Here is an 18,983-nt window from a genome sequence, read left to right on the forward strand (position 1 = left end):
ATTTGGGTTTTCAGTTCTGTTTTATATTTGGTCATATAAAAAAGTGCCTCACAATCATTAGATTTCTTGTCTAACAATTGTAGGGCACTTCAGAGACTGCAAAACTAACAATTTGCAATCTCTTTTGTTTTTAAATGGTAGTTAATTTTAATCTAACCATATTAATGAATTCTAATTTGCTTTATCAGTTAATATTTTATAAATACGTTCAATATCCCGAGTGGTACCACGAGATTCAAATGCTGCTAATAAAGGCAAATCGTATTCTTTAGCATATGTCTTGGCAGTTATTACATACATCTTCCCTAAGGTTAAGTTCCCACTGCCAATTATTCCCGCACAACGTTTAACATTATCATAACTTTCCAAATAATTATGCATTGGTGTTGTTAGAAGTTCTATTAACGTCGACGTAGATCCACTTCCACCAATCATATATGTTGGTAGTAAAACAAAAAATTTACTATCGCTTTCGGTCGGGAGCGTCTTCTCTGAAACCTCCAATAAATCGATTAAAGGATTTTCTTTATTCAAATGATGCTGTTGTGTTGCGTATTCTTGAAGCCGATGAGTAAATGCTCGTACATTCCCAGAAAACGACATATATACAATTTTAATTCTCTTATTATCCATAATTCCCTAACTTCATTATCTGGTATTTTATCAATCGAAAGATAAGTCGATTAATAAATAGCTTATTTTTTACTCCTTTAACATTATAGGCACACTTACAATAAAATGAAACGATTTTTTATCTTTTATTGCTATTTCAAGCCATCTCTATCCAAAACACCCAAATTTTAATTTATCGCTGTTTAACCTTTTTCTCAAACCAGTAATTATGAATGCAAGATATCAAAGAAAGCCAATAAAATTATGCTCTGATTTTTAAAATAAAAAAAAACCCGAGCGAACTCGGGTGCCTGTATGCAAGTATCTGTAGGCCATGTTTTGTCGTAATATAACTATCAGGCATAATTATATCGAGGTAATCATCTATCTCAGAGTACCAAAATACTCTCCCCTGGAATCACTTCAATTTGTTATCCAAAGCTCCCCTACCGTAGTTTGGGTTTACCGCTTGAGGGGTTTACCGCGTTCCATCAATATCGTTTCCAATATTGTATCGTCACTGTGGCACTTTTCAGGAATACTAGGACATAGTTAAAACCTTAGCCCGTTTTTCCGCCGTCACCATAGAATGGTGCCCCGCCTTATTTTTTCAGCGAGCACAAACACTACAGACATCGCAGTCTGTGCGAGCATGGACCTTCCTAACACAACATAAGCTGTGCTCAATTACCCAAAACTTGCAAAATTATTAATAAACTATTCGACACGCACTAAAGCAAATGTGAGTCATTATTATCGCTACCATCTAATTGCGAACCAAATACGCGACGTTCTAGATTAGATAAACGCTTTAAAATATCCATATTTGTAGCACTTGATACAGGTTGGCGTGAAGCTGTCTGGTTACTCATAGAGGAACCAACTTCCACTTGACGGTTTAATTCATCAACTTTTGCTCTCAAACGTTCATTTTCATCATTCAAACGTTCGAGTTCTTTATTATAGGTGTCATAGTCTTTAATAACATCATCTAAGAAAGCATCAACATCCGCTTCATCATAGCCTTTGCCAATATTTCTCTCCTTAAATTGCTTGTGCAAAATATCTTGTGGAGTAAATTTTATGTTATCCAACTTAAACACCTCAATTGTTTAGTTTGCGTAGTCCAATAACTATAATACCAAACCAAGGAAAAAATGCAAGGTTAAAATTCTTCTTTTTCCCGTTGGTGCTCAGCCCATACTTCTGCTTCTTCTTGAAGTTCATCAAAATCAACAAGAAGCATTGAATATTCACTCTCTTCTTTATATTTTTGAATTGCTTCAAAATCGTATTTACTTTTCCCTTCATATTCTGGATCATAGAGAAGAAAAGCTTCATCAGTATGGAGAAGCATAAACCGCTGACAATTCCGTAATTGTTGTGGGGATTGATAAGGCTTATCTGAAACATTAGCAAAAAAATCAACTTGTTGCGTAATATTCGTCAGTTTCAATTGGTTAGTTTCATTCCACTGCTTTCCAAATTCGGCAAAGGGAAATATTAAAGCTGTTTTTAATTGTGGAAAATCGGTTTGAAGCTCTAACGCAACTTCAAGTCCCCATCTTTCAGTTCCCATTTGTGGCCCTGTTATTATCCAGAATTCATCATCATTTAATTCTAATTGCGACCTTAAATACCTTCTAAGAACTGCTTTGATTACTCGAACTTTGGGATCATTATCCTTAAATATATTTAGTTCGTAACTTCGATAACCGGTAATCCACACTCTCTTCATAAAATCCTCCTTAAATCAATAGATATAAAGTCTTCTAACTTAAACTTGTAATCATCTTGTATCAATCATTATGTAACTAGTCTGGTATAATAAATCTCTAGTTAGGAGAGTGATCACTGTGACCATTCACTATCCCAATGGTCAGCAACCTGTACAACACTATAATACACATAATGAATTACCGACACCACATCAATCTATTTACGCCAAACGTGGGATGTCGTTAGAGGATGAGATCAATCATAGTAATCAGTATTATTTAGCTCGCCATGTCGCTGTTATCCATAAAAAACCCACTCCTATCCAGCTTGTAAAAGTTGATTATCCTAAACGGAGTGCGGCTGTTATCAAGGAGGCATACTTCAGGCGGCCATCAACTACTGATTATAATGGTGTATACCGTGGATATTATATTGATTTTGATGCTAAAGAAACCCGTAATAAAAATTCTTTTCCATTGAAAAATTTTCATCCCCACCAAATTCAACATATGCGTGAATGTGTAGCCCAGGGGGGGATTTGCTTTGCCTTCATTAAATTTACGGAGCTTGACCTGCTTTATCTGCTCCCCGCGTCCATCCTATTTAAATATTGGGATCAACAGCAAAGCGGCGGCCGTAAATCTATTTTGCGAACTGATATCGCCAAAGAAGGCTATCAAATTCATTATCAACTCAATCCGCGTTTACCATATTTAAACGCTGTTGATAAAATAATTGCTGCAAAAGCGTAAAGGAGTTTACTATGTCAAATGATAATCAGTCAACGCGTAGTGAGCGTCATAATAACAATGACACTCAGCAGCGCAATGTTGGCGGCTTAATAAAGAAAATCTTGCTATGGGTAGCAGGAATCGTTGTTCTACTAATGGTGGCATCGGCAGCTTTATTTTTCTACTATGCCTCAAGCGCTCCTAAAATTAGTAAAAGCGACTTAACAAGCCAGAGTATTACGACTATTTACGATGATCAAAATCGAGTAATTTCTCGTTTAGGGGCACAGAAGCGAGAATATGCTAAGGATAATCAAATTCCAAAGCAGCTAAAAAATGCTGTTGTTTCAATCGAGGATCGACGCTTTTACAAGCACCATGGTGTTGATACAATTCGAATTCTTGGAGCAGCCACTTCTAATATTTTTGGTCGTTCAGCTGGAATGCAGGGAGGAAGTACGCTGACTCAACAGTTAGTTAAATTATCTGTCTTTTCAACAGCTGCCTCTGATCGAACATTAAAACGTAAGGCCCAAGAAGCATGGCTTGCTATTAATGTTGAGCAACATTTTAGCAAGAGTCAGATTTTGGATTTTTACATTAACAAGGTTTACATGGGAAATGGAATTTATGGAATGCAAACAGCAGCTCAGTACTACTATGGTAAAGATTTAAATGAGCTTGACCTTTCCCAATTAGCTCTTCTCGCCGGAATGCCGCAATCCCCTACTTACTATAATCCACTTGTAAGTAATACAAAGTATGCAACGCAACGGCGAAATGAAGTATTGAATGCAATGGTTCGCAGCAATTACATTACTCAGTCACAGGCTAACCAAGCAGCCAAAGAAAGTGTTGCTGCTGGCTTAGATCCAGATCATGGTAATATTTCAGGAAGCGGAACTGCTGTAGATGCTAAAGTTGTTGACCCCTATGTAAAACAAGTTCTTGCTGATTTACAGGCGCAGGGATATAACCCATATAGCGACGGGCTAAAGGTTCATACCAATCTTGATCTTGATGCTCAACAACACCTTTATGATGCTGCAAATAAAAACGTTCAATTCCAAAGTAATAAAATGCAAGCCGGAGTTGCTGTTACTGACCCGCACAACGGACAAATTATTGCTATGCTCGGTGGCCGCCATACAGGAAATGTAGTGTATGGTCTTAACCGAGCTGTACAAAGCAACCGTAGTTCTGGATCAACCGCAAAGCCATTAATGGATTATGGCCCGGCTATTGAATACTTACAATGGCCAACTTTTAAGTCAATTGCTGATACTCGGTTTGTCTTTCCTGGTACTAATACTGTTCTTCACGATTTTGATAAAAAATATAAGGGCAATATGACAATGCGTGAGGCTTTAATTCAATCACGGAATGTACCTGCTATTCGGGCATTGCAAGCCGTTGGAATAAAGCGTGCTACTTCTTTCCTAGATGGGTTAGGAATTTCTCAAAAGCAACCATATACTTTACAAAACGGAATTGCTTTGTATATCTCCCCACTCCAAGTTTCTGCTGCATATGCGGCCTTTGCCAATGGCGGTACTTACTACAAGCCTTACTACATTAGCTCAATTACTACCCAAGATGGTTCAGTAAAACAATTCAACCCTAAAGGTAAACGCGCAATGAATAAGGCTACTGCCTACATGATCACTGATATGCTTAAAGGAGTTTTCACAGATTCACAAGGAAGTGCAACTGACGCTCGACTTGACGGTGTTAACCAGGCTGGTAAGACGGGGACGACAAACTATCCTGGGAATTCGAACCAGTCTGGCGTAATGGATTCCTGGATGGCCGGTTATACCAAGAATTACTCAATTGCAGTTTGGACTGGTTATGACCACCCACTTGAACCTGGTGGCAGTATTTCAGAACAATATGTAAAGTCGGCACAATTGCTTTATAAGGACTTAATGCAATACCTTGACAGCCAAAATCATGCCTCTGACTGGACGATGCCAGATACTGTTGAAGCTGTTCGAGTTAAAGGTAAACGTCAACTTGTAATTCGTGACTCAAAATGGGCATTCGATTATACTGAAGATACATCGGATGATCGTGATAGTAGTTCCACTTCTAGCTCAAGCGAATCATCATCGTCTTCATCTTCATCTAGCTCTGCTTCCAGCAGTAGCAGTGAAAGTCGATCAGAAGGGCGAAATAGTGCTCCGGCTGAATCTTCATCAAGCAGTGCTCCGGCTAGTTCAAGTTCATCTGCCCCCGCACAAAGCTCAAGTTCTGGTCCAGCCCCTGCTACTCAGCCAAGTACAGCTAACCCATAATAAGATTTCTTGAAATTTAACGATAATAAAAAGGATTGTGGAAATTTCCACAATCCTTTTTATTATCAACTTTTTCAATAATGAATATCTTGTTTGCGTCGCCCATTTTGAAGAATATAGACGGCAATAATTACTAAAACAATTCCTAAAATTTCTGCCCAATTCAAGTCTAACTTAAAGAAGATCACACTTAAAATTGTGGTTGTAATTGGTTGAACAGCATCCATGATACTAACTACATCAGATGGTGCATATCTAGTTGCATGGAGCAAAATTCCAAATGGTAAAATCGTTCCAAATAGCACAACTGTCGCTACTGAAGCTACTAACGTGGTAGTAATATGTGGCGGGTTAACCCAAAATGGTCGATAAAAGTTAAATAAAACTCCGGCAATCATGGTACCCCAACCCAAGACAACAATTGGCGGATTTTCATCAGCAGCACGTTGCGGAAGAACAACATAAAATGCAGCTGTAATTCCAGATCCGAGGCCCCAAAGAAGTGATACAAACGGAAAGGCCAATTGGGTAAAGTTACCACGGGTGATGCATAAAGCCACCCCGATTAAAGCCACAACAAATGCAATAATATCACTCCTAAATGGACGACGATGCATAAAAACAATTCCACCGAACACAATAAAAAGGGGGGAAAGGTATTGAAGAATTGTTGCTGCTGAAGCATTTCCTGTTTGAATAGCATAATAGAATGTAAGTAAATTAGCCATCAACCCCAAAATAGCGTAACTGATAACTGAAATAGCTGTTGCTCGTGTCTTAAATACGTTAAAAATCTTTTTTCCATATAAAAATACACTGATTATTAACAAGATAACCCCTGCTGCAAAAGTCCGCATCGAAAGCATCCACGTAGCAGGAATTGCTAAGTTTTGTGAGATAAGCTGTAGAACTGTCCCTGATATTCCCCACATAGCAGAAGCAACTGCTGCCCATATAATTCCCTTCATTACTTGAGAAGAAGCTTTTTCCATGTCAACCACCCTTTGTTTAATTTCATTCACCTAATTTATAAATCGGTATTTTAGGCTTTTTTAATGTTTTCTTTTCAGGCTTTCGTCCGTCCTCTTTTCGTTGCTCGAACTTCTTTTCATGTTCATTGATATCTCTTTCCGTTCGTAGCCCCTGACGATCCCAACTTTGCAGGATCCGGTCCATGTACTGAAGATTTAGCGCACTATTCATAACTGCCTGTCGTAAAGCAAGCTTAATCATTACTGCTGAATACTTATCTTTATCTAACCAGTCATTAACGATTTGCAATTCCATTGATGATAGAGGGCGCCCAAATTCAGCCTCTAACTGATTAAACGTCTCAACCCGACTGTTAGTATTTTTAACATTAACCGTTATCGCTTGCTCATTTTCGTTAAGCAATATTAATTTATTGATAAGAAGCGAAAAGTCATATATCGCATCTTCTTTACCATCTTCCATTTTTCGCATTTTCTGCTCAACAAGGTGGTTTGTCATCATCTGGTGAAGCTGTTCAAATACCTGCCGCTCTTTTGTCCCTAAGTTCTTTGCAATTGTGCGAACATCCGGATTCATTATCCCCCGATCCTGGTAAGATTTGAACTGCAAATATAAAACAAATTGAGAAGTTGTCATCCCTAGCTCTTTATAATGATGTAGCAGTAAGTTGCTTACATTTGTTTCTCCTGCTTGCAAGTAATGCTGTAATAGGCCTGAATCTGTCATTTAATCAGCTCCCCTCTTAGAAAATATTTTTGCAAAAGTAAAGAGACTGAGTAATCCCAGCCTCTATTAGTTTCAGCTTTTATTAAAGATTATTAATATTTTGAACATATTGTCCAGTCTTAAAGTTAATCAAGTCGTAGCAGAGATTCCCTTTTTGATTACGATATGTTACTTCCCAGACAATCTTATCATTAAATATCCCAGGAGCAACTTTTAAGATCTCGCGTGGATTACGATTTGACTTTATCATTGCTTGTGCTCTCGCAGCAGTGATCCCACTAGATTGTTTTAGAACCCTAATCTTGCCACCATGTTGGGGGACCATAACCAGGATTGGCTGATTGTACTGATTCTTACCACTAATCGTATAGTAGGTGTTCTCCCGATTATAAATGTAAAATTTGTCAGGAGAACGGAGATGAGCATATTTTTCAGCAAGTGCAATTGTCTGCCGTCGTGCTGAATTTCGCGGCTGATTGCTAACCGCAAAAACACTCCACACTATTAACAAGATTAATAAAATCGCAATCAAAAGGTTACGAATTGTCCGCATTGAGGAACCTCGACTCTGTTCACGCTGAACTTCACGCCGACTTTGCATATCTTTTCCCTCTTATCTCTTTAGTTTTAAATTCTTATATGACAATCGTTTTTGATTATACCAGAAATAGGTAAATAAAAGTTGATAAAGTTTAATTAACTTTATCTGCTTTGGTATTTTGTAAAAACTTCTTGGTAATTGAAACTAATTCATCAGTTTTTTTGCTGCTAACTGGTAAATCAGTGGGAAAACTACTCAAGATTGTCTTTCCATACCGCCTTGTCTGCAATCGTGGATCAAGAACCACTGCGATCCCATGATCATTTTCCGTCCGTAATAATCGTCCAATACCTTGCCGTAACCTCATCGTTGCTTTGGGTAATTCTAAATGATAAAACGGATTCTTACCTTGTTGCTGAAGTAATTTATTATGCGCACGATTCATTATTTCATCAGGAGAATCGAACGGCAATCGCGTAATGATTAAAAGTTCAAGGGCAGATTCAGGTAAATCGATCCCTTCCCAAAAACTAGAAGCCCCAAGAAGAATCGAATTTTTTCCACTACTAAACTGTTTTAAAATTTTATCACGATTACCTGTAATCCCTTGAGCGAGAATATCCCGTTGATCAAATAAGTCTGTTTCGCGAAGCTGACTGTACACCTGCTCAATCATTACCAGTGAGTTGAACAAAATCATTGTCTGATAATCAGCATTCTTCGTTAGTTGATAAATCGTATCACTAAGATATTTAATGTAGTCACTGTTATTTTGCGCGCTTGGTACCGGTGCATCCTCGGCAATCAATAATTTAGCATTCTGTTTATAATCGTATGGTGATGCAAAGCGGCGCGTTAAAGTATTATTACGCTCTAAGTCCAACTGGTGGTACAGATATTGCGATCGGGGTGATGTGAACAATGTTGCCCCCACAAATAATGGTTGAGCAAAATAGGGATAGACATTCTTTGTAAGGTAGTGCGTTGCTTCCAGTAGACCCCCACTAAGCTGTAAGGCACTTTGCTCACTTGATTGGCGAATAGTAATCCAAAAGGCAGCCGCATCCCCCTGTTGTTGGAGCGTTTCGTTAAATTCATTTAGTGTCTGATCGGCTTCAATTAATTTTGCAAGTTGACTTTGAAATTGACTCATTAGATAACGATCGCTTAATAGCCACCGGTCCAGTTGACTATTAAAAAGATGACTGAGGGCAGAAAAATGAAGTTGAACACTACTCAATGATTGTTCTAGCTTCATCATCACCGGACCACTAATATCTAAGAGGTCCATCACTTGATCATTTTGAAGTGGTTGTTCAATTAATTCATTGTCCGGATTACCAGTAGCATTTGCCATAAATTGACGGTAAAGGGCCTGTTGAAAAAGAGCAACCGCCTCTTCTACCGCATTGAGGTCTCCTCGAAGTAGTTCAACATTATAACTGCCCAATGCTTGTTCCGCAAAAATATCGGTTAAATTTCGGTCATTGCCATTATTAACTAACCCCGACATTACGTGAACTGCTGTCCGTAATCGTTGAAAATTAAATGTTCGCCGTGAGCGTTTTAAGATGCTCTCGCTTAAATGTTGGGCTTCATCGATGACTAAGTATGGCCGTCGAGTTCCATCACCCAATTCCTGAGCATGAGCAACTAAATACGCATGATTCGTAATAATAATATCAGCTTGATGAAGTCTCTTTTCCCGTCGAACAAGAAAATCATCATGATAGAAGGCATTGGATGGATTCAAACTTCTAATCCCCTGGTGACGAATTTCAGTAAAATATGGCGACTGCTGAGAATTTAAATTAAGTTCATCAAGATCCCCACTTTGCGTTGAAAGCAACCATACTAAAATCTTAGCCTTTAACAACTGGACAAGTTTTGAATCTTCAATCACACTTAAGGAATGAGCAAAACGAGCAATATCAATATAATGAGCATTTCCCTTGATAATCACACTATTCACCCTAAAAGGTAAGACCTTATTTAATTGTGCGATTGAGGTATCAATAATTTGTTGCTGAAGGATATTAGTTGCCGTACTAACCACAATCCTCTTATCAGGATATGCAACATAACTTAGTGGAAATAGGTAGCCCAATGTTTTCCCTACTCCAGTACCCGCCTCAACAATCATATTCTTGGGTTCATCATGAGTATAATTATTATAAATGCTGTTCATCATTTTTGCTTGAACAGATCGTAGTTTCAACGTGTCACCATATAGCCTTTTCTTTGCCTTTTTAGTTGAAGGATATTTATGCTTCTCCCGCTGACCATTAGCAGTGATTGGCCGTGACTTATGAAGAACAATTCCGTGAGAAACATACAATTCTTCACTTAACGGCTGTGGCGATTTACGTCGACGCTGCAATTCAGTATCAAAAACGCCTGCCGTTTGCTGTGGTAGATTGAGTTTTAGCTGAGTAATCTTTTCCAGCGTGAGCGTTGGTAATTCTTGAACTCGTTTTAATAAGTCATTAAGCAATTCTGCAGTTGCCTCGGCGTCTGATACTGCACTATGAGGGTGATCATGTTCAATGTGCAACGAACTAGTTAAATCTCGTAACCGAAAACTCTTTGCGGTAGGAAGAAGAATCTGACTAAGAGTTACCGTATCAATTGCCGGTACTGATAAGGCAGGATATCCAGCTCGTTCTAATTCTGCATTTAAAAAAGGAAAGTCAAAATTAACATTGTGCGCTACAAAAGTCGTTTCTGCCAACAAACTATAAATAGTTCCAGCGACATCCTCAAATAAAGGTGCTTTTCGCACATCTTTATCTTCAATTCCTGTTAATTGGACAATTGAACGTGGAATTTTCTCTCGTGGATTTATTTTTGTTTCAAAGTGATTTATGATTTTGCCATTTTGAACGAGAACACAACCGATTTGAATGATTCGATCTCCGTGATTAACATTCGTTCCGGTTGTTTCTAAATCAACAACTGAGTAGATTGGCGCTTCTTTATCACGCTTTTTTAGGCGCTGACTACTATGCTGTGTCACACTATCACCATATTTCTCCGAAGTTATTATATAAGTTGCTAATATATTCTAAATTAAATGATACACCATTCTACTAAAAATTTCTCATTTTTACACGAATCGTTCTCTCTTCGTAGTAAAATGTTGAGATTTGGTAATATCTACAATCGTTTTTAGCTAGAATTATTGTTTTATGCTATGATTAAGTTTGAATTTTTATGTAGAAAGTAGGTTACGATGGTGAAACAACAAGGGATTGGTACTAGCCATGCGAAAATCATTTTAATGGGAGAACATAGCGTAGTATACGGTCAACCGGCAATTGCCTTACCATTGCCAAGCGTTCAATTATCAGTTACGCTAAGCAATCGCCAAGATAACCAGCGAATTATTAAAAGCCGTTATTATCACGGTAGTTTAGAAAATTTACCTTCCTCCATGATAGGAATTAAAAAATTAATCGACGCCTTATCTACAAGGTTTGATGATCAAAATGGTTGGGACTTAAAAATTGAAAGTCAATTACCTGCTGAACGAGGAATGGGGTCGTCTGCCGCCAGTGCGATTGCAATTATTCGCGCATTTTTTGATTATTATGATGAACCACTTGATCGAACATTATTGCTTCAGCTTGCAGATGTTGAGGAACAAATTACACATCGTAGTCCATCCGGTTTAGACGCTGCTACTGTCAGTTCAGATAAACCGCTTTTTTATGTTAAAGGACGGATTGGAGTACCAATTGAAATGAATCTCGATGCCTCTTTAGTAATCGCTGATACCGGAAAAAAAGGTGCTACTAAGGAAGCCATTTTAGCAGTTAAAGATGAACTAAAAAGCAATAATGAAAATGCTGAGAGACATATTAAGCATCTCGGTGAATTAGTAAAGCAAACCAAAGATTATCTTGCGCAAAACGATATTGTAAAATTAGGCGACGCTCTTAACTTTGCGCAAACCGATTTAGCTGCTCTTAACGTATCAGATCCATCATTAGATCACCTTATTCAGGTTGCACGTGACAATGGTGCTCTTGGGGCTAAATTAACTGGTGGCGGTCGCGGTGGCTGCATGATCGCTTTAATGCAAACAGCTATGGGGGCTCGACGCCTTGCAAGCATTCTAAAAGAGAATGGCGCGCATGATATTTGGCTCCAACCACTTGATAAGCGAGGTAATAACTAATGGCAACTGCAAAAGCACATACTAATATTGCACTTATTAAATATTGGGGAAAGAAGGACCAAGAATTAATCATTCCACAAACCGATAGTCTTTCGCTAACACTTAATGAGTTTTACACTACTACTACCGTAAATTTTGATAGCCATCTTACTTCAGACTTAGTTGCCATCGATCAACATATCCTTAGTAAGAAAGAGGCCCAAAAAGTAGTTCATGTTTTAGATATTGTTCGTCAACTAAGTGGAATTAAATCTTTTGCACGCGTAGATTCAATTAATCATGTTCCAACTGCTGCCGGCCTTGCCTCTTCAGCTTCCGCATTTGCCGCTTTAGCCGGGGCTGCCAGTACTGCAGCTGGACTAAAACTCTCAAACCGTGATCTTTCACGTCTTGCACGTCGCGGATCTGGTTCAGCGACGCGATCTATCTATGGGGGCCTGGTTGAATGGCAGAAAGGAACTGATGATAATTCCTCATTTGCACAACCAATTTTAGAAAATGTTGATTTTCCAATCGAAATGTTAGCAGTCCTTGTCAATACTAAAAAGAAAAAAGTTTCCAGTCGATCTGGAATGCAGTCTAGTGTTGAAACTTCACCCTACTATGATGCTTGGCGCCAAGTGGTAGCGAATGATATGGTTGCTATAAAGAAAGCTATCAAAGCAAAAGATATTGACCAAATCGGCCATATTGCTGAAGAAAATGCCCTTCGAATGCATGCACTTACCTTTTCAGCTGACCCTGGTTTTACCTATTTTAATGGTGAAACGTTAACTATTATTAAAGCCGTGGAAGACTTGCGTAACCAGGGAGTAAACTGCTATTATACGATGGATGCTGGTCCAAACGTCAAAGTTATTTATGACCGAGGAAACCGAAGTAAGATTGTTGAAAAATTAAGCAATATCGTTGGCTCAGAACGGTTGGTGGTTTCACAACCGGGACCTGGAATAAAAATTTGGAATGAATAAAATTTAATGATAAGGGGACTTTAAATTTTGATTACTGAAAAAGCTCCCGGCAAATTGTATATTGCCGGTGAATATGCTGTTGTTGAAAATGGTTATCCTGCAATTTTAGTTGCGCTGGATCAATTTGTTACCTGTACGATTGAGGAAAGTGCTCAAGAAGTTGGCCAAATTATTAGTCGTCAATATAATAACGATCAACTATCCTGGCGACGCTTAGGAGATCAAATGGTAGTTGACAAACGTGATAATCCTTTTTCTTATATTCTTTCGGCTATTAGGGTTACAGAAGAATATGCTCGTACTTTTGGTCGCGACTTACGAATATTTAATATCCATATTGACAGTCAATTAGACAGTGCTAATGGTCGAAAATATGGTCTTGGTTCCTCTGCTGCAGTTACCGTGGCAACTGTCAAGGCTCTTTGTCGTTTCTATAATTTGCCCGTCAACAAGGATCAAATCTTTAAATTAGCTGCGATAGCCCATTTTGAAGTTCAAGGAAATGGTTCATTGGGTGATGTTGCTGCTTCTGTATATGGTGGTTGGATTTCTTACCATTCATTCGATCGTCAGTGGCTTGCCCAGCAACGCAAGTACCTTGACCTAAAGACGATCATCGACTTGCCTTGGCCTGACCTTAATATTGAGTCCTTAACTGCTCCAAAAAACTTAGAGCTTTTAATTGGCTGGACTGGCAAGCCCGCATCTACCTCTCAACTTGTTGATAAAATTTCCCTTTTTAAAGCACGTCGCCAAACTGAATATCATCATTTTCTCGAAAAAAGTAAATCATGTATTCAACGAATGGTTGATGGTTTTCACTGTCAAGATCTTGAAGCGATTAAAAACGAAATTCGTTATAACCGTGATCTTTTAAAACAACTTGGTACTAATTCAGGGGTAAACATCGAAACAGAATCATTATCTAGGCTTTGCCAAATTGCTGAATCTTTTGGTGGGGCTGCTAAGACATCTGGTGCCGGTGGCGGTGATTGTGGAATTGTCGCTATTGATAGTAACTCTAACTTTGGAAATGTCTTAAAGAGTTGGGCCAAAAATCATATTGAACAACTTCCTTTATCCGTACACTTTATCGGTAACGCAAAAAGCTTCAAAAAATCTGTTAAGCACCATCTTTCATACATTCACAAGTAGATTAAAGGAGGCTCCATGATGGAATCACGTCATGCCCAACGAAAAAACGAACATCTTTCATTAGCTGCCAAATATTATGACCAGGTTCATCAACACCATTATTTTGATCAGGTACGTCTTATTCATGATAGCTTACCTGAAATGACAACAGATGATGTTGATTTGCATGTCCAGTTAGCTGATAATCTAGAAATTGAATGTCCTTTTTATATTGAAGCAATGACTGGCGGGAGTGACCAAGCGCTTAAAATCAACCGGCAACTTGCTCAATTAGCCCATAAGCACCATTTGGCAATGGCAACGGGATCGCTCAGCATTATTTCAAAAGACCCCCAAGCATTTTCGTCTTTTGAAATAATTCGTGAAGAAAATCCAGATGGCATTATTTTTGCAAATTTAAGTGCAAATGCTAGTCTTGACCAAGCCGTAAATGCTATTTCTCTTCTGAAGGCAAACGCCCTTGAACTACATATCAACGTGGCCCAAGAATTAATTATGCCTGAAGGGGACCGAGATTTTAATTGGTTGGATAATATCCAGTACCTTGTCAGTGAACTGGAAGTCCCTGTTATTGTAAAAGAGGTTGGCTTTGGAATGAGTAAAACGACAATCGCTAAATTGCAGACCCATGATGTTCACCTTATCAATGTTAGTGGACGTGGTGGCACAAACTTTGCTGCTATTGAAAATCGACGTAACCATGATATTAATTTTGAGAGTTTATTGGACTGGGGACAAACAACCCCCGAATCACTATTGGAAGCTCATTCAATTCGGCGCGGTAAGACTGAAATCATTGCCTCTGGCGGAATTATTTCTCCTCTCGATGTTATCAAGGCTGGTGTATTAGGCGCCCGGGCGGTTGGTGTCGCTGGGTATTTCCTTAATATTCTTCAAAATGAAGGGTATGAAGCATTAGATCAAACGCTCAGTGAATGGCAAGTGATTGTCAAACGCTTGCTCGCGCTCCTCGGTTGCTCATCCTTTACCGAGCTTTCACGTGTTGAATATGTTTTAGGAACGGACTTGCTATCATATGCTCGTCAACGACACTTGCGCTAACTTAAATAATTGAAATTCTTATTAAGATTGATACAATTGATTTAACGACTAAAGGTTTGGATGGTGATTGAAGTGAATAAAATTAATTGGGGCAAATCAATTACAGTTGGTATAACTGCTGGTCTTGTTGCCGGCCTTGTTAAACTTGGTTGGGAAAATATTCTTCCACCACGGACACCAGAGCGAGATCAAACGAATCCACCACAAAAAATGCTTGAACAATTTGGGGTTCCGACACAGCTTACTCATGCTACCTATACCTATTCCGGCCAACAGTTGCCATGGGTAAGCTATGTTGTTCACTTTAGTTTCTCAGCTGGCTTTGGCGTTCTCTATAGTATTGGCGGACAGTTGGCGCCGTGGATCAAAAAAGGCAATGGGGTGCCATTTGGGATTGCTGTTTGGGATTTCTTCCATCTCAAGCTAATGCCATTAATGGGAACAGTGCCCGTTGCGAAAGATCAACCACTTGAAGAACATGTTTCTGAATTTTTAGGACATGCAATCTGGATGTGGACGATTGATGCATTAATAAAGAGTAAAGAATAATAAAAATCCGAGAAAAAATTTCTCGGATTTTTATTATTTTAAATTATTTGCCTTTAAAGTAATGCACTTCGGAAGTGAAGTCCCCCGTATGAGTCGGGTCACGGAACAAACCGACATTCATCAATTCATCCCCACCATAAGTCTTATCAGTCATCTCATCATGATAATCAATTGTTGGATCAAGCCCTGCCATCTTAGTATTATTAATTTCAAAACGATTAGTATGCAACTGCTTAAACATAAATAGCAATGCTTCTGACTTATCAGGACTGACAAATTCCCAAGCAACTGTATTGCTATCAAAAGGACTTTCTAAGCGAATAAAGTCACCATATTGAATCAGGTGGCGGTGAGCCTTGTAGAACTTAATTTGTTCCTTTACCATTTGCCGATCTTCTTCAGTCAAATCTGCTAAGTCAAGTTCGTATCCAAAGACCCCACTCATGGCAACATCACCCCGCATCTTAAAACTAGTAGAACGGCCAGTTTGTTGGTTAGGTGAAACCGATACGTGTGCGGTCATGGATGAAATTGGATAAGTTAAAGATGTTCCGTATTGGATCTTTAACCGTTCGACCGCATCTGTGTCATCTGATGGCCAACTTTGCGGCATATAATAAAGAATACCAGCATCAAAGCGGCCCCCACCGCCTGAACATCCTTCAAATAAGATATTAGGATAACGAGTAACTAACCGCTCCATTAAGTCATATAGGCCTAAAATATAACGGTGACTAACCTCCCCCTGATGTTCTGCATCAGCAGCACTAGAGAAGACCTCAGTAAGATTACGGTTGAAGTCCCATTTAATATAGTCAAGCGGCACCTTATCTAAAATTAAGCACATTTGATTGTAGATATTATCAACGACTTCTTTACGGCTAAAGTCTAGTACTAATTGATTACGAGAAAGTGTCATGCCACGGTTCGGCTCATGTAAGGCATAGTCTGGATGCTCTTTATATAACTTAGAATCAACTGAAATCATTTCTGGCTCAAACCAGAGGCCAAATTTCATGCCATGCTCATGGGTCCGATCTGCTACCCGCTTTAATCCACCAGTAAGCTTGTCCTGGTTGACAAACCAATCCCCAAGCGATGAGTTATCATCATTCCGGTGGCCAAACCAGCCGTCATCAAGAACAAACATTTCAATTCCCAACGGCTTTGCTTCATCAATAATTTGATCTAATTTCTTATCATCAAAATCAAAGAAGGTTGCTTCCCAGTTATTAATAACAATTGGTCGGTCCGCATATTGATATTTACCACGAGCAACCCGATCGCGTAATAACTTATGGAATACTTGTGACATTCCATTTAAGCCTTGTTGACTAAAGCCTATGATTGCTTCCGGTGTTTGAAAATCTTCTCCCGGTTCAAGAACCCATTCAAAGTTATAATCATTAATTCCGGTCATTAGGCGAATCTGATCGATCTGATCTTTTTCCAGAGTAAACTGGTGATTACCTGAGTAGACAAGGAGCACTCCCAAGGCATTTCCTTGAAATTCATCCGTATTTTTATCAACCAGGGCCACAAATGGGTTCATATGATGAGAACTAGAATTTCGTCGACTAGAAAATTCTGTTATCCCCCGTCGTAATTCTTGTCGTTCAGGTTGCCGTTCAAGGGCATATTGGCCTGGAACGGAGATAACGTCATAATCATGTTTAGTTAAATCAAGCTGCATTGAGGCGATCTTTTCAATTCGTAATTCTTGATTGCTTGTGTTTATTAATCGTGCGTTCCGCGTAATAACTGGCCGTTCGTTATAAATAGTGTATGAAAGAATAAGTTGTGTACCAATCGTCTCGTCAACCAAAGTAACTTCTAACGTCTCTGCCTCTTCATCGCTCTTAACATAAGAAGCAGGCAACCCTGCTAATTTGGGCTTTCCCGGTAAAATCTTATAAGACTTATAACGGAAATCAGTCAGTCGTGAACCATTTTCTGTTTTGATAATAATTGCAGGCACGCGATAGTCTCCGGTATTGTTTCCCGAATATTCCTGCAACAAATCATCTTTCGAATAAGTTCGGTCCGTCGATCCAGGAAGATTTCCTGAAAATCCACGATCAACTCGTGGATATCGACGTTCACCATGGTAGTTGCGAATTGCCGGTCCAAAGTAAAGGTGACTGAGGATATTTCCCTCTTCTACTGAAAATAAATAGGAAATTTCTTTATTTTTTAAGTGAAAAACACGTTGTTGTTCATCAAATATAATCATTCGTTGTGGCCCCTTTCTTGAAATCGATTCTATAATAAACGTTTAGTTATTGTTCGTCAAACGCTTTCATTGTTGATGTAACAATAATTAACCGTCATCATTGACTACTAAACGTTTACTAAAAATATGTTATGCTAGAAAGTGATTAAAAGGAGGTTTCCCTATGACTGGTATCAGAAAAATAGCACGTGAGGCTGGTGTATCTCCTGCCAGCGTTTCACGTGTCTTAAGCAATGATTCATCTTTTTCAGTAAGTGAACAAACAAGAGCACGAATTAAAAAAGTAGCAGCTAAGTACAATTACCATCCTCACCTAAACAGGGCCGTGACTCAATCAACACCTCCTCATTCAATCCTAGTACTTACAACTCATTCGCTCGAGACAGAAGCTCATGACCCTTATTTCATTCAAGTCCATGATGGAATTATTCAGGAAGCTTCCAAGCAAAATATTCAAATCAAAGCTTTTGTTCGTTTTCCCAATAAAGACTTTCAATTTACTGACGCTCAAAAATATGATGGCGTAATTGTCGCCGGAGTTTTTACGCAAGAATTCTACGCTAATTTAGCTAAAAACAATTCCCATATCGTTTTAATTGACGATTATCGCTATCTCCCCGCTTACGATATTATCCGTAATTCGTATTTTGAAGCCACTCAGATCGTTCTTGATCAGTTACTAGAAAATGGACTTAATAAAATCGCCTTTATCGGTGGAAATATTCATCCAATGAATAATAATGGCGAAGTGACAGACTCGTATCAAGATATTCGAGCTAAGGCCTATTTAATGTGGACAAAACTTCATAATATTTCTCCATTGATTATCCTTAATGGGTGGACTCCTAAAGATGGCTTTGATAGCATGAACGGTCTCCTAAAAGATAATATTCAGGCTGTATTAATAGCTAGTGATCAACTAACTATCGGTGCATATCAAGCACTTGAACAGCATCAGATAAAGGTTCCCCAAGATTTGCAAATTATTAGCTATAATGATTCAAATATTGCTGAATATTTAGTTCCATCTCTTTCATCCATCAATCCCGCAAGTCTTTCAATGGGTAAAATAGCGGTTCAAAGGCTAGTCCACCGTCTGAACAATCCGAATGATATCCCTATTCATATTAATTTGCCCGCCAAAGCCACTTGGCGCGAAAGTTCAGAAATTAATTTGAATTAGTGAAACGTTTTATAAGTAAAAAGAGACGAAT

General features: G+C 38.7%; 16 protein-coding genes and 1 other RNA gene. 8 read left to right on the forward strand and 9 right to left on the reverse strand.

Features of this window, described 5'->3' with window-relative positions:
• Positions 1-171: 171 nt before the first annotated feature.
• From H5R88_RS09090 to H5R88_RS09105, 4 genes are all read right to left on the reverse strand, one after another.
• Complete coding sequence (locus H5R88_RS09090; RefSeq protein WP_182600848.1) at positions 172-633, reverse strand: class Ib ribonucleoside-diphosphate reductase assembly flavoprotein NrdI; 462 nt, start codon at positions 631-633, stop codon at positions 172-174.
• Positions 634-935: 302 nt separating this feature from the next.
• Positions 936-1,311, reverse strand: an RNA gene (rnpB, locus tag H5R88_RS09095) — RNase P RNA component class B.
• A 32-nt stretch (positions 1,312-1,343) separates the two neighbouring features.
• The gene (gpsB, locus tag H5R88_RS09100) at positions 1,344-1,706 is read right to left on the reverse strand and encodes a cell division regulator GpsB (protein ID WP_182578373.1); all 363 of its coding nucleotides are present in this window, start codon (positions 1,704-1,706) and stop codon (positions 1,344-1,346) included.
• Between the two features lie 71 nt (positions 1,707-1,777).
• On the reverse strand, positions 1,778-2,350 hold the full coding sequence (locus tag H5R88_RS09105; RefSeq protein ID WP_182578372.1) for an SLOG family protein: 573 nt from the start codon (positions 2,348-2,350) through the stop codon (positions 1,778-1,780).
• A gap of 118 nt (positions 2,351-2,468) precedes the next feature.
• On the opposite strand from H5R88_RS09105, the gene recU reads away from it, so the two are divergent.
• Together recU and H5R88_RS09115 are read left to right on the forward strand one after the other, a co-directional pair.
• Entirely contained in the window at positions 2,469-3,083 is a 615-nt protein-coding gene (gene recU / locus H5R88_RS09110; RefSeq protein WP_182578371.1) for a Holliday junction resolvase RecU, read from the forward strand.
• An 11-nt stretch (positions 3,084-3,094) separates the two neighbouring features.
• Positions 3,095-5,359, forward strand: a complete 2,265-nt coding sequence (locus H5R88_RS09115) for a PBP1A family penicillin-binding protein (RefSeq protein WP_182578370.1) — start codon at positions 3,095-3,097, stop codon at positions 5,357-5,359.
• 74 nt (positions 5,360-5,433) lie between these two features.
• Here the strand turns inward: H5R88_RS09115 and H5R88_RS09120 are convergent, their stop codons facing one another.
• The 4 genes from H5R88_RS09120 to dinG all read right to left on the reverse strand — a co-directional run bounded on the left by H5R88_RS09120 (position 5,434) and on the right by dinG (position 10,635).
• Positions 5,434-6,351, reverse strand: coding sequence for a DMT family transporter (locus tag H5R88_RS09120; RefSeq protein ID WP_182578369.1), 918 nt, complete (start codon positions 6,349-6,351; stop codon positions 5,434-5,436).
• 22 nt (positions 6,352-6,373) lie between these two features.
• Complete coding sequence (locus tag H5R88_RS09125) at positions 6,374-7,078, reverse strand: DnaD domain-containing protein (RefSeq protein ID WP_182578368.1); 705 nt, start codon at positions 7,076-7,078, stop codon at positions 6,374-6,376.
• Between the two features lie 82 nt (positions 7,079-7,160).
• Positions 7,161-7,679, reverse strand: coding sequence for a cell wall elongation regulator TseB-like domain-containing protein (locus H5R88_RS09130; protein WP_182578367.1), 519 nt, complete (start codon positions 7,677-7,679; stop codon positions 7,161-7,163).
• A 91-nt stretch (positions 7,680-7,770) separates the two neighbouring features.
• Positions 7,771-10,635: an ATP-dependent DNA helicase DinG, 3'-5' exoribonuclease type gene (gene dinG, locus H5R88_RS09135; protein ID WP_182600849.1), complete on the reverse strand. Its 2,865-nt coding sequence runs from the start codon at positions 10,633-10,635 to the stop codon at positions 7,771-7,773.
• Positions 10,636-10,851: 216 nt separating this feature from the next.
• Between dinG and mvk the strand changes: the two genes are divergently transcribed.
• The 5 genes from mvk to H5R88_RS09160 are packed head-to-tail and all read left to right on the forward strand — an operon-like array spanning position 10,852 to position 15,536.
• Positions 10,852-11,799: a mevalonate kinase gene (gene mvk / locus H5R88_RS09140; RefSeq protein WP_182578365.1), complete on the forward strand. Its 948-nt coding sequence runs from the start codon at positions 10,852-10,854 to the stop codon at positions 11,797-11,799.
• Complete coding sequence (gene mvaD, locus H5R88_RS09145) at positions 11,799-12,770, forward strand: diphosphomevalonate decarboxylase (protein ID WP_182600850.1); 972 nt, start codon at positions 11,799-11,801, stop codon at positions 12,768-12,770. The genes mvk and mvaD overlap by 1 nt, the downstream gene beginning before the upstream one ends.
• A 27-nt stretch (positions 12,771-12,797) precedes the next feature.
• Complete coding sequence (locus H5R88_RS09150; RefSeq protein WP_182578363.1) at positions 12,798-13,925, forward strand: phosphomevalonate kinase; 1,128 nt, start codon at positions 12,798-12,800, stop codon at positions 13,923-13,925.
• A gap of 15 nt (positions 13,926-13,940) precedes the next feature.
• Positions 13,941-14,987, forward strand: coding sequence for a type 2 isopentenyl-diphosphate Delta-isomerase (fni, locus tag H5R88_RS09155; protein WP_182578362.1), 1,047 nt, complete (start codon positions 13,941-13,943; stop codon positions 14,985-14,987).
• A 60-nt stretch (positions 14,988-15,047) separates the two neighbouring features.
• Entirely contained in the window at positions 15,048-15,536 is a 489-nt protein-coding gene (locus H5R88_RS09160; protein ID WP_182578361.1) for a DUF1440 domain-containing protein, read from the forward strand.
• A 43-nt stretch (positions 15,537-15,579) separates the two neighbouring features.
• On the opposite strand, the gene H5R88_RS09165 is transcribed toward H5R88_RS09160, so the two are convergent.
• The gene (locus H5R88_RS09165) at positions 15,580-17,769 is read right to left on the reverse strand and encodes an alpha-galactosidase (protein WP_182578360.1); all 2,190 of its coding nucleotides are present in this window, start codon (positions 17,767-17,769) and stop codon (positions 15,580-15,582) included.
• Between the two features lie 163 nt (positions 17,770-17,932).
• Between H5R88_RS09165 and H5R88_RS09170 the strand changes: the two genes are divergently transcribed.
• On the forward strand, positions 17,933-18,952 hold the full coding sequence (locus H5R88_RS09170; protein ID WP_182600851.1) for a LacI family DNA-binding transcriptional regulator: 1,020 nt from the start codon (positions 17,933-17,935) through the stop codon (positions 18,950-18,952).
• The last annotated feature ends 31 nt before the right edge of the window (positions 18,953-18,983 follow it).

The sequence above is a fragment of the Limosilactobacillus agrestis genome, assembly GCF_014145585.1.
In the GTDB taxonomy this organism is placed as follows: Bacteria; Bacillota; Bacilli; order Lactobacillales; family Lactobacillaceae; genus Limosilactobacillus; species Limosilactobacillus agrestis.